This is a genomic window from Planktothrix serta PCC 8927, assembly GCF_900010725.2.
Taxonomy (GTDB): domain Bacteria; phylum Cyanobacteriota; class Cyanobacteriia; order Cyanobacteriales; family Microcoleaceae; genus Planktothrix; species Planktothrix serta.
In genome coordinates this window covers 489623-502617 of the sequence record NZ_LR734877.1, presented here as the reverse complement: position 1 = coordinate 502617, position 12995 = coordinate 489623, and the positions used below count along the sequence as shown (strand labels likewise).

General features: G+C 39.7%; 12 protein-coding genes. All 12 read left to right on the top strand.

What is annotated here, in order from left to right; all coding sequences use genetic code 11:
• Entirely contained in the window at nt 1-2550 is a 2550-nt protein-coding gene (gyrA, locus tag PL8927_RS18845) for a DNA gyrase subunit A (RefSeq protein WP_083624690.1), read from the top strand.
• A 437-nt stretch (nt 2551-2987) separates the two neighbouring features.
• Nucleotides 2988-4337, top strand: coding sequence for an ABC transporter ATP-binding protein (locus PL8927_RS18840; protein ID WP_083624688.1), 1350 nt, complete (start codon nt 2988-2990; stop codon nt 4335-4337).
• Between the two features lie 199 nt (nt 4338-4536).
• Complete coding sequence (locus PL8927_RS18835; protein WP_083624686.1) at nt 4537-4872, top strand: cation:proton antiporter subunit C; 336 nt, start codon at nt 4537-4539, stop codon at nt 4870-4872.
• Complete coding sequence (locus PL8927_RS18830) at nt 4869-6296, top strand: cation:proton antiporter (protein WP_083624684.1); 1428 nt, start codon at nt 4869-4871, stop codon at nt 6294-6296. Before PL8927_RS18835 ends, PL8927_RS18830 begins: the two co-directional genes overlap by 4 nt.
• The gene (locus tag PL8927_RS18825) at nt 6293-6682 is read left to right on the top strand and encodes a Na+/H+ antiporter subunit E (RefSeq protein ID WP_083624682.1); all 390 of its coding nucleotides are present in this window, start codon (nt 6293-6295) and stop codon (nt 6680-6682) included. The genes PL8927_RS18830 and PL8927_RS18825 overlap by 4 nt, the downstream gene beginning before the upstream one ends.
• Nucleotides 6679-6933, top strand: coding sequence for a hypothetical protein (locus tag PL8927_RS18820; protein WP_083624680.1), 255 nt, complete (start codon nt 6679-6681; stop codon nt 6931-6933). The genes PL8927_RS18825 and PL8927_RS18820 overlap by 4 nt, the downstream gene beginning before the upstream one ends.
• Nucleotides 6930-7205 (top strand): monovalent cation/H(+) antiporter subunit G, encoded by a 276-nt coding sequence (locus tag PL8927_RS18815; RefSeq protein ID WP_083624678.1) that lies wholly within the window; start codon nt 6930-6932, stop codon nt 7203-7205. The genes PL8927_RS18820 and PL8927_RS18815 overlap by 4 nt, the downstream gene beginning before the upstream one ends.
• Nucleotides 7202-7750 (top strand): DUF4040 domain-containing protein, encoded by a 549-nt coding sequence (locus PL8927_RS18810; RefSeq protein WP_083624674.1) that lies wholly within the window; start codon nt 7202-7204, stop codon nt 7748-7750. The genes PL8927_RS18815 and PL8927_RS18810 overlap by 4 nt, the downstream gene beginning before the upstream one ends.
• Entirely contained in the window at nt 7750-8412 is a 663-nt protein-coding gene (locus tag PL8927_RS18805; protein ID WP_083624672.1) for a Na(+)/H(+) antiporter subunit B, read from the top strand. The genes PL8927_RS18810 and PL8927_RS18805 overlap by 1 nt, the downstream gene beginning before the upstream one ends.
• A gap of 233 nt (nt 8413-8645) precedes the next feature.
• A complete protein-coding gene (locus tag PL8927_RS18800) occupies nt 8646-8828 on the top strand; it encodes a hypothetical protein (RefSeq protein WP_083624669.1) in 183 nt (60 codons plus the stop codon).
• 592 nt (nt 8829-9420) lie between these two features.
• Nucleotides 9421-11460 (top strand): DarT ssDNA thymidine ADP-ribosyltransferase family protein, encoded by a 2040-nt coding sequence (locus PL8927_RS18795; protein WP_083624667.1) that lies wholly within the window; start codon nt 9421-9423, stop codon nt 11458-11460.
• A 27-nt stretch (nt 11461-11487) separates the two neighbouring features.
• Nucleotides 11488-12888, top strand: coding sequence for an ADP-ribosylglycohydrolase family protein (locus PL8927_RS18790; protein ID WP_083624665.1), 1401 nt, complete (start codon nt 11488-11490; stop codon nt 12886-12888).
• Nucleotides 12889-12995 lie beyond the last annotated feature (107 nt).

The window sequence follows — 12995 nt, the reverse complement described above, 5'->3', positions numbered from 1 at the left end:
ATGGCTAAACAGTTAAACCTCTTTTCTGGGCAAGTGATCGCAACATCGCTGCATACTGAGATGCAACAGTCCTACCTCGAATACGCCATGAGTGTGATCGTTGGACGGGCGTTACCAGATGTCCGCGATGGGCTGAAACCCGTTCATCGTCGCATTATGTATGCGATGCACGAATTAGGGTTAACCCCTGATCGTCCCTACCGCAAATGTGCGCGGGTGGTTGGGGATGTGCTGGGAAAATATCACCCCCACGGCGATCAATCGGTTTATGATGCTTTGGTGCGACTGGTTCAAGAGTTTTCTAGTCGTTATCCGTTGTTAGCGGGTCATGGAAATTTTGGGTCTGTGGATAATGACCCCCCGGCGGCCATGCGTTACACCGAAACCCGTCTTGCTTCTATTGGTCATGAAGGGTTACTGTCTCAAGTTGGGGAAGCAACGGTTAATTTTATTAGTAATTTCGATAATTCTCAACAAGAACCAACGGTTTTACCCGCCCAACTTCCCTTTTTATTGTTAAATGGATCTTCAGGAATTGCGGTTGGGATGGCGACAAATATTCCTCCTCATAATTTGGGGGAAGTGGTTGATGGATTAATTGCCTTAATTGATCGTCCTGAATTATCCGATCAACAAATAATGGAATTGATTCCCGCCCCGGATTTTCCCACTGGGGGGGAAATTATTAGTACAGAAGGAATTGGGGAAGCTTATACCCAAGGAAAAGGCAGTATTGTGGTGCGGGGGGTGGCAAAAGTTGAAGAAGTTCCGACCGCCCAAAAACGCCGGACTAAAACCGCAATTATTGTTACGGAATTACCGTTTCAAGTCAATAAAGCCAGTTGGATTGAGAAAATTGCCGGGTTAGTCAATGCTGGAAAATTAGACGGGATTTCTGATATTCGGGATGAAAGCGATCGAGAAGGGATTCGCGTTGTGATTGAATTGAAACGCGAATTTTCTCCCGAAGTGGTTTTACATCATCTCTATCAACAAACGGAATTAATGACGAAATTCGGGGCAATTTTTCTGGCGATTGTTAATGGTCAACCCCGACAATTAAGTTTAAAACAAATTCTGCAAGAATTCCTGACATTTCGGGAACAAACCTTAACTCGTCAATTTCGCCATGAATTAGAAGCTGCTGAACACAGATGTCATTTAGTTGAAGGGTTATTAATTGCTTTAGAAAATTTAGATAATGTGATTGAAATTCTCAGAAATGCTCCCGATGGTTCTACGGCAAAATTAACCTTAGAAGATCAATTAGGCTTTAGTGATACTCAATCTGATGCGATTTTATCAATGCCCATGCGTCGATTAACGGGGTTAGAACGGCAAAAATTACAAGATGAATTTAAGCAATTAACAACTCAAATTGAACAGTTGAGACGGTTATTAAATGAACGTCCTGAACTGTTGAAATCCTTGAAAAAAGAATTGCGATCGCTCAAGCGAAAATATGGGGATCAACGACGGACTCGGATCATTTATCCTCAGAGTCAGAATGCTATTGAAACTGAGGATAAAACCTCTAAAAAATCTACAGAAAAAGCCTTAGAAGTATCCTCACTCCCTGATTTATTACAACCCTTACCTCCGGTTGATGAAGAAACTGTTGTCGAAGTCACCCATCGGGGTTATATTCGCCGAGTTTCTCCCAAAACCAACGATTCTAAACGTAATCATAGTGAAAGTTCTACGGCTATTAATATTGAAGAAACGGATGATTTTACCACTCAAACTTATGCCACTCGCACCCGTCAAAATCTAGTGATGATTTTGCGAACCGGAAAAGCCTATCCCCTCAGTGTAGCGGATATTCCCATGGGTTCTAATCGTTCTAAAGGTAAACCGATTATTACATTATTATCCCCTTCCGCTTCTAAGGATATATCGGTTAATCTCCACGACTTAATTATCGCTCAATTTTTATTATCGGCTTTCCCCGATAAAACTGATTTAATTACCCTGACTCAACAAGGGAAAATCAAACGTTTAGCCTTAACAGAATTAGCTGAATTAACCAATCGAGGCAGTACCGTTGTTAAACTAAAAGACGATGATGAATTATGTTTTGCTACCCTCTCAAAACCCGATGAAAAAGTGGTAATAGCCACCTCTGGAGGGCGAATATTACGCCTTGATATTAATGATGAACAACTCCCCCCGATGGGGAAAGCCGCCCAGGGTTCTCAAGCCACCCGGTTACGACAAAAAGAACATTTAATCGGGTGTGTTACCCTATCGCCAAAAGGCAGTTTATTATTAGTGACAGAACAAGGTTATATTAAACGGATTGCGATGGAACATATTCGCAGTAGTAACCGAGGCGGAATAGGAATTTCCATGCTGAATTTTAAATCCCCGAATGATATCTTAGTAGGAATTGCACCTGCTAAACCCCATAAACAAGTTCATCTCTTAACCAGTGAAAATCGCATTGTTCATATTCCCACAGATGAAATTCATCTCTCACCCAAAGATGGTACAGGCGATCGCCTTTTTAAACTCAAACCCGATGAAAAAATTATCTCCATCAAACCGTAGGGTGCGTAAGCTCCGCGCACGCACCAACCAAACCGTAGGGTGCGTAAGCTCCGCGCACGCACCAACCAAACCGTAGGGTGCGTAAGCTCCGCGCACGCACCAACCAAACCGTAGGGTGTGTAAGCTCCGCGCACGCACCAACCAAACCGTAGGGTGTGTAAGCTCCGCGCACGCACCAACACCAAGATCAGAGGAGGAGAGGGCGGGTTTAATAAGTTAATGATTTGTTATCAATATCTGAGGGAAAAAAAGGGCGGGTTTAGAGCAGTTAATGATTTGTTATCAATATCTGAGGGAAAAAAAGGGCGGGTTTAGAGCAGTTAATTGTTTCTTACCTATATCTGAGAGAACCCGCCCCTACGGAAAATCAGGTAAAATTAAAGCTTATTGTTGTAATTTACAATCATTTATTGGATTCAAAATCAGGTAAAATTAAAATGGCAGAAGTTATTTTAGATAATATTTATAAAAGTTTCCCCACTCGTCGTCAAACCGCCTCCGAGGAAACAAAATCATCAGAACTCCAAGAATCAACCCCCAGCCGTCAAGCAATTTTAAAACGAGTTCATCTTCAGATATTTGATGGCGAATTTATGGTTTTAGTCGGGCCATCCGGTTGTGGAAAAAGTACCCTATTACGATTAATTGCAGGATTAGAAACCATTACCGGAGGTAATATTTATATTGGGAATACATTAGTCAATGAATTACCCCCGAAAGCCCGTGATATTGCTATGGTCTTTCAAAACTATGCTTTATATCCTCATTTAAAAGTCTATGATAACTTGGCTTTCGGGTTGCGTCGTTCCTATCGAGAAACCGAACCCAAACAGCCTTTAATGGTTCAAAAAACAACCTCTACAACCCCTTCCCATCAACAATTATCCGTTACCCTAGGAGACTATCAAATCTTTGCTCCATTGTGGTTAGAAGATGCAATTGTAGCAATGACGCGATCGCTTCCTCCCCAATTCCGCCATGTTTCAGAACGAGAAAAAGCCGTATCTGAAAGAGTCTTAACGGTCGCTAAATTATTACAAATTGAATCGTTATTAGATCGATATCCCAAACAATTATCAGGAGGACAAAAACAACGGGTTGCATTAGGTCGAGCAATGGCTAGAAATCCGCAAGTTTTCTTAATGGATGAACCTTTATCTAATTTAGATGCTAAATTAAGAACCGAAACCCGCGCCCAAATTGTAGAATTACAAAAAAAATTAGGTACAACAACCATTTATGTTACCCATGATCAAGTAGAAGCAATGACAATGGGTTCTCGAATTGCGGTTATGAACCAAGGAAGAATTCAACAAGTTGCTCCCCCTTTAGAACTGTATAATCGTCCTGCAAATCGTTTTGTAGCGGAGTTTATTGGCTCTCCCCCCATGAACTTTATTCCCGTTCACTTCACTGCACCCTTATTAATTACTCACCCTCAATTTCGTTTAACTTTACCCGATATTTGGGAACCCGTTTTACCTCGCTACAATGACCAAAAATTACTGTTAGGAATTAGACCCGAACATTTAATCGTCAGTTGTCCCGCAACTAAAAATTTACCTGTTATTGTTGATCGTTTAGAAGCATTAGGACATGAAACCTTATTATGGGTACATTTATTAGGAGAAAACAACCTAAATTCTTCCTTACAAGTTAGAATCCCAGCCGAAACTCAACTTATACCCGGTGAAAAAATTTGGTTAACCATAACACCCGAAAAAATCCATTTATTCGATCCAAAAACTGATTTAGCTATTGTTCCTAGTTCCTACAAAGCGGTTTAGCATCTAAATCATCAATGGGATTGACAATTCCTTTTACTTATTATAGAGTTGAAAAAATGTTAACTCGCTTTAATAGAGCCGAAGTTATCCTGGCAATAAATTCAGTGCGGGTTTCAGCACCAAGCTGAACCGACATCAAGCAGCCAGTTGTTCCAGCCTACAACCCTTTTATAATACCCTTAGCCAACCGCTCATTATCGTGTTAGAAGCCTTCGTCTTTGCAACAATACTGTGCGGGTTTTTTGGAATCATCTTTAAGAAAAACCTGCTGATGAAGATCATCGCAATGGACATCATGAGTACGGGTGTAATCGCCTACTATGTGCTAATCGCATCACGGGGCGGTTTATTAACCCCGATTCTTTCCGATGTCCAAAATGGCACTTATTCCGATCCAGTTCCCCAAGCTGTTATTTTAACCGCTATTGTCATCGGTCTTTCAATTCAAGCGTTAATGTTAGTTGGAGCGATGAAATTGGCACGGGATAATCCTACTTTGGAAACGAACGAGATCGAGAAAAATAATACCCCATGATTACCCCTACTATTGTTTGGATTGCGCTGCCTTTTTTGGCTGGATTTACAATTTATCTGGTTCCCAAACTAGATCGATTTTTTACGTTATTTGTGGCGTTTATTTCTATCGCTTATGGGTTGTATCACTGTGTTAATTCATCTCCCCTAGCCATCCAGTTACTTGATAACTTCGGTGTTTCCTTACTAATTGATTCCCTCAGTGGTTATTTTATCTTAACCAATGGATTAGTAACTGCCGCCGTTATTCTGTACTGTTGGCACACGAATAAAAGCACCTTTTTCTATACTCAAGCCATTATTTTACATGGCAGTGTGAATGCTACTTTTGTTTGTGCGGATTTGATTAGTTTATATGTGGCATTAGAGGTGATTAGTATTGCCACTTTTCTCCTAATTTCTTATCCGCGATCGGATCGATCAATTTGGGTTGGGTTACGCTATCTATTTGTTAGCAACGTCGCCATGCTGTTTTATTTAGTCGGGGCGGTGTTAGTTTATCAAACCCATCATTCCTTTGCCTTTAAAGGGTTACAGGGCGTACCACCGGAAGCAGTGGCTTTAATTCTTCTAGGATTATTAGTTAAAGGAGGTATTTTTGTATCGGGTTTATGGTTGCCTTTAACCCACTCGGAATCAGAAAGCCCTGTATCCGCCTTAATGTCGGGGGTGGTGGTAAAAGCGGGAGTGTTCCCAATGGTGCGGATCGCCCTAACGGTGGGTGAACTTGACCCGATTATTCGGATCTTTGGGGTGGGAACTGCCTTACTGGGGGTGTTCTATGCCATGTTTGAAAAGGATACCAAGCGGATGTTAGCGTTTCATACCATATCCCAGTTAGGGTTTGTACTGGCGGCACCGGAAGTGGGGGGATTTTACGCTCTCACTCATGGCTTAGTTAAATCCGCTTTATTTCTAATTGCGGGGGTTTTACCGAGCCGTAGTTTTAAAGAACTGCATCACACCCCGATCAATACTTCTTTGTGGATAGCATTGGCGATCGCAAGTTTCTCAATCTCCGGTTTTCCCCTATTATCGGGGTTTGGGGCGAAGATATTAACAATGAAAAATCTGTTACCTTGGCAAGTGATCGGCATGAATATTGCGGCATTGGGAACAGCGATCTCCTTTGCCAAATTTATTTTTTTACCGCGTGGGGGAGCAGATAAAATCCGGCCTAGTTTTTGGCCTGGGTTGATTTTGTTATTGGCGGGGTTGGTAGTAGCAAATATAGCTTATTACGAAGCTTATACTATTGCTAATATTATCAAACCTCTGGCAACAATTTTCCTGGGATGGTTCGTTTATTTGTTCATTATTCAAAAAATTTCCCTCAAACTTCCCCGGATGCTGGAACAAATTGATCATTTGATGGGGGTGATGAGTGTGATGTTAATCCTATTATTTTGGATGGTTTTAGCATGATTGGATATCTGAATCTAATATTACGGCTGACCATTTGGTTTCTGTTAACAGCGAATTTCACCGTCACCAATATTATTATTGGAGTGGCGATCGCTTTTTTAATACCAGGACTGCGTAAAAGTCCGACCGCTTTACAAGATTGGATGCGGGTTTTAGGCGAGATTGTGGTAGCAATTCCTCAAGCTTATTTGGAGGCGATCGAAATGATTTTTCGTCCCCATAACGAGGAAGAAATTATCATGGAACGGGTTAAACCACAACGCACCCCTGGACTGATCTTTTTAGACATTTTTCTGATTACCTTTACCCCAAAAACTATTGTGTTGAAATACCATGAAAACGGATGGTTTGCGGTTCATCGCGTGCAACGGAGGAAACTGCCATGAACTGGGTCTTGATTGCCATGATTATCGCATTGTTAATTCCCCTTTATGAAGCGTGTTGGCAAGAAGATGATGTCTGGGAGAAGATGTTAGCCTTTGCCAGTATCGCCACCAAGAGTTCGATGATGATTCTCGTTGTCTCGGTTTTAAGAGATGATTGGATGATTGGAATTGCCGGAGTGATCATTCTCACCGTTGGCAATGCCGGATTTATGTTACTTGCTCAACTTTTAAAAAGGATAAGTTACCGATGATTGACATATTGAGTTATGGGTTGATGGCTGTCGGTCTAGTGTTCTGGTTTTGGGGAACCTTACCATTGTTGGGTTTGCGATCAGTTTTATTCAAATTGCATACCCTGACTGTCGCCGATACTCTGGGATCAATGCTGATTGTTTTGGGGTTGCTAGTGAAAATTCCCAAAGAATGGCCGTTGCTGGTTTTAGCCCTGATTTCTCTGATGTTGTGGAATACAATGCTGGGTTATGTGTTAGCTTACTGTTCTAGTAATGAGGAGGAATCATGAATGATAACTATGTTGTTGTGATCGCGTCTTTGCTCCCTTTAGCGGCGACGATGTTAGTGTTAGAGGAGAATCCTTATCATGCTTTGGTGGTGCGGGGGATTTTGGGGGCGATCGCAGCCTTATTTTACACCGTTTTAGGAGCGCCGGACGTCGCATTAACAGAAGCGTTAGTGGGGACAATGTTGGCAATTACCTTGTATGCGGTGGCGGTGCGTTCCTCGTTGGTCGTGCGTTTGGGGGTGTTGGAAGACTGGGAGAAGGAAGCCAAAGAAGGGGAATTTAGCCAACTATTAGAGCAGTTTAGAACGGTTTTTAATAAATATCATCTGCGTTTGGAGTTAATTTTTTATCAAGATGAGAAAGCCTTAAAGCAAGCGTTGATAGATAAAGAAGTTCATGCGGTTTGTATGAATGATGATCAACCGCAAGCGTATCACACCTTAACCCGAATTCAACGGCTTTATCAGGTGATGCAAACTCAATTGTCCTTGTTAGACACTCGTTTAACTTATTTTAGTTTATCAGAATCAGGGGAGGAACAGTAATGAAATGGGTTTATATTTTAGCGGTTATTGCGATTTATATTAAGTTTTTAGTGATGCCGAATCCCGAAGGGGATTTACCCAGTTTGTCGATTGTGGAATCGATTATTAAAGATAGTAGAATTCCCAATGCGGTAACGGCAATTATTTTAAGAAATCGGCTCTACGATACGATTTTTGAAGTCATCGTTTTTACAATCTCAATTATGGGGGTTTATTACCTATTAGCGAATGAAAAACCCTATGCTAAAGTTCATCAATTTACCGATGAAGCTTCAATTGTTTTAGCGCGTTTGGGAGCAACAATTAGCGCGTTAGTTGGGGTGGAATTAGCAATTCGGGGTCATCTTAGTCCGGGGGGTGGTTTTGCAGCAGGAGTAGCGGGGGGAACTGCGATCAGTTTAGTAGCAATTACCTCTTCTCCTGAGTGGATGCAAAAGATTTATAAACGGTATTTAGCCGCAGATTGGGAGAAAATTACAGTTTTGGCTTTTATTGTATTATCGGTGGTTACTTTAGCAGGATTCGAGTTACCACACGGAGAGTTAGGAGGGCTTTTTAGTGGGGGTGCTATTCCATTATTAAATATTTTAGTAGCAATTAAAGTGGCGCTAGGATCGTGGGCGGCGATTCTGTTGTTTATTCGGTATCGAGGGTTATTGTAATTAATGGAAAACCAACATTTTGAAGTTTCAAAAATGGCGATCGTAGGGGCGAGGTTTTCTCGCCCTTACACTAATGAGTAAAAAAAGTGGACTGACTAGAGGCGGTTTTAGAGGTGAGGGAGTGAGGACGATCGCACTACTTTACAAACGGCCAAAAAATTGTTTGAAAATTTGCGTAATTTTATTCGCAGGTTGCAATAGGTCAGTAAAACTGATCATGAGGAATTTTGACCATGCGTTACGATAATTTTGGCCCCGGTGAGGACGGTTACGACAACGACGACCACGACTATGATTACGACCGAGACGTTCAGGATAGTTCCGATGATTACCGAGAACAAAACACCTTAGATCGGGAATTAGAACGAGATTCAGAACGGGAGTTATGGGAGGGAAACGAATCAGATTCGGACTGATAGGAGCATCACCCCTTGGTTTGAGAGAGCAGATTTCAACGACATAGCTCAACTAACCAGGGGGTAGATTGAGCCTAAACTTCAAAACAATATGAAAGGAAAGTTCCGTAATTTCACTGATTTACAAAATGATAGACAAGTTATAACCTTTAATATATAAGCGAACTGATGATAAATGCGATGCCCTGATTGTGGCGACCAAGCAATTCCGTAGTCACACCACTGGCGTATAGCTGAAATTTATCATCTACTACTCTCAGTTGCTATTTCTCCGCTACCTATTAATTTAATCCAAACATCACTGATAGTCCTCTCATCAGTTATTTTTCCCATACCCCCTAAGTTGCAACTATTGATCTGGATTAAGGTTTTTCCTTAATCGTCCCATTCATCGTTTTAAAATTTTCACTTATTCTAAACTGGCATTTAAAAGCCTACGGAATAAACTTTAATCCCTTAAATTAGCCAATGAACAATACAAAGTCTATTGTAGAATTTGCCTAATTTTGTTTGGCGACTCTGATCCCAATGAATTTTTCAACTCAAACGCTTTCGTCAAAGCCCCAATTTTTATAGAGGAATATAGCTGAATATGTCTACTATTGCCCCAGATACGACAAAGCTTGTAGAAATAGGTATAGTTAAATGGTTCGATAAATCAGATCAAGATTTAGATTACAGAATACTTACATTAGAAGATGAACGTAGATGGAAGTTACACCATCAAGAAATTAAATGTTCAGAATCTGAACTTAAAAGAGGAAGATTTATTCGCTTTGAAATTCAAGATAATAAAATCAAAAATTTAAACTTGTTGAGAGAGGTAGGTATAATGGATTGGTATCAAAAAGACAAGGGTTTTGGATGTGCTCTTTTGCAAAGAGATGATTTGTTAACCTTTTTTGAAAAACAGACAAAAGGAAAGGCAGAAGTTTTTGTACATATTAATCAAATTTCGTGTTCCAATGAAGATTTAAAAGAAGGAGTTGCTGTTGTTTTCGATATCAAAAAAAATTTTAGTAGAGATAATCAATTAAGGGATAATGCAACTCATTTAACTCTACTAACTCAAGAAACTAATCCAGAGATTATTGAAGCTTGTGCACTTAGTCAAGATGTAAAACTTTGGTATCCTGTATTTAAACTTTACCTCAACAGCTTTAACGCAGATCAACTTAAGGTTTATTTTTGTTTGCAAAAACTTAATACTCTCACTAAGTCTTCTACTGGAATCAGAGGATGTACTCTATCACAACAAAGTTTTGCGGATGAGATTCCAGACAATATCTTAATAGCTAGTCAAGAATTAATTAATTACATCAGTCTTCAAAAATTAATTAACTTAGTCATAAACGCTGAAAATAACAACTCAGATATTTTATGGAATGAGCTAATAAACCGTTTACAAAATCTCCCTGAAACCGATCTTCATTGGAAGACTATTCCAGAAGATATTGTATCTAATGAGCGAATTTGGTCTTTACTCCCCAACCAGAACCGTATAAAAATTTTAGTTTCTAAACTCAGTAATTCATCAAATCCAGAAAAACTTATTAGTGAAATCGGTGGAATATTGAATAATTCTTCTCAAACTGATCATTCAGAACTATTATGCTTAATTCCAGAAAACCTTAAAAAGTACCCAACGATTTTTGAACTTCTTTCCGATTCAGAGAAAGTAAAATTATTATTTTTGAGTTTAGACCCCTTAATTTCAAGTTTATCTGAACAGCAACAAAAAACTATAGTTAATGATATCCGTCATAAAATTTCATCAAAATTTATAAAATTCTTATCGTTTTTAAAGGATGCTAAAAAGACTATATTACTTGATATTCCTCCCGTTGAGATATCTGAGGAGCTTGACCAAGAGTTATTCGATGATGGCAATATAACAAGCAAAAATCGTGTTGATTCTATATCTAATAACTTATATAATCCCCTTCCCACGTTTCAAGATGAATTGGAAATAACAAATGATAAGATTCCTATAATTGAGACTGTGGAACAACGATTAGATGGTTCTGATGCTGCTCAGATTCGTGCATTTGTGGCTCTAAGAAAAATTTCGTGTTTATGTCACTTTACTACAATTGAAAATTTAAAAGGGATTTGTTCACAAGGAGGTTTATTATCAAACACTAAACTTCAAGAACGAAATCAGCATTATAAACAAATTGATTCAGGACGGTGGGATGGACAACATAATCACATTTGCTGTAGCATAAATGGTTATAACAGTATGTATCACTACCATGCTAGACAAAACCATAGAACTGATTGTTGGGTATTGTTAGCAATAAAACCTGATTACCTATGGAAACAAAATACTCTTTTCTGCCAAATGAATGCAGCATCAAGACGTGGTGCTTATATCAAAACACGTTTTGAAGGACTGGAGAGTATGTTTGTTCCTGAAGTAAGAGATATAGGAGGGAGATTATGGACTAGAGGTAATTTACCTGATTGTCGCCCAACCTGTCTTCAAGCGGAGGTATTGGTGTATGAAAGCATCTCATTAGCTGATATTCTATTAATTTGGGTTAATGAAGATCCTGGCAATGTTCAAAAAGTTATAGATGCAGGGTGGACAGGAGAAATTAAGATCTGGAAAGGTGTTTTTAAAAGTTAACAGTTAGTTATTTCACAAAATCAAATTATGTTGCTAAACAATAAGCTGTTGAATTACAAATTTCTATCAGATCGCATAGCTGGATCTTTACTTGCTGCTGCGGCTGGTGATGCAATGGGATGGATGACTGAATTTATTAGATCACCAGATGATCTCAAACGCAAAATGAAAGTTGATCGGGTTACTGAATATCAGTCTTGGAGTAAACAAGTCGGTGGACGTTTTCAAGGATATGAAGATTATATTGAAGCCGGAGACTATTCGGATGATACGCAGTTAACAATTTGCACAGCTGCTTGTATTTCACCTAATGGGTGCTTTGACTATCGTAGTTTTTGCGATCTGGAATATCCTCTGTGGTTAGAGTATGCGCGGGGTGCAGGTGGCACTGTTAAAGAAGCGGCACAAAAAATACAGCGTAAATCAGCAGATTGGAATAGTAACTTTTTCAGCCGAAAAATGAAAGAGGGAACAATGGACTACCGCGATGGGGGTGCGAATGGAGCAGCGATGCGGATATCGCCTCATGTTTTAGCCAATGCGGGACGTTGGACGCAGGCTGAGGCTGACATTTGGCGTAACTCAATTATTAGTCATGGACATCCGAGAGCGATCATCGGCGCGATCCTATATGGTTATGCGTTATACACCGTTTTACAGGAGTCTGATCCTATCAAGGGTGAAGAATTTATTGAAACTCTGGGTAACTGGGTCAAAGAGTTAGAAATTCCACAAATCTCTGGCTTAAAAATTTGGTTATCAGAATGGAATAAGGGAAGATTAGAGACTTTTGATCAGGTTTTTGCTAACACCAAGCAAGAGGCTATTGAACAGTTACGTCTTGTTTGGAAAGCATTACGAGACAAAGAAAAACCAGAAAGTGTATTGAGACAATTAGGCTGTTTTGATTATAAAACAAAAGGTTCTGGACTTGGAACTGCGATCGCGGGAATTTATTTATTTGCCTATCAACCCGAAGCTACTTCAGACAATATTATTATCGCTGCTAACATGATTGGAAGTGATACAGATTCTATTGCTGCTTTTGTTGGTGGTTTAGGCGGTGCAGCTTTTGGGTTAAATGCAATTCCTGAAAAATGGCGATCGCAAGTTCAAGACAATGCTTTTTTAATCCGTCTTGGTGAACACTTAGCCAGTATTGCAGTTGGTGAACCTGACTCTCTAAAAATCCGTTCTGGAACACTTGGAATCAAGTTAGGAAAACCACTTTCGCGTAAAATAGCAGAACCTGATCTGCGAGTAGTTCATCGTCGTCTTGGGACTGGAGTTATTACTACCATAGATCAACAATCTCTATTGAGTAAAGATCAAACAGCAACTATTGTTCAGATTAAGTTTGATTCAGGACAAAGCTGCAAATTTGCATTTCGTAAAGATACACCAAGCGAAAATTTATTTACTGTCTAGCACAGCATCTAAATAAATGTTATGCTAGTTTTGGTTCAATGCTCATGCCGATGATTCATTGACTCTGGTTTTTTCAACCCTGTTTTTAATAGTGTGAATTGAGGATA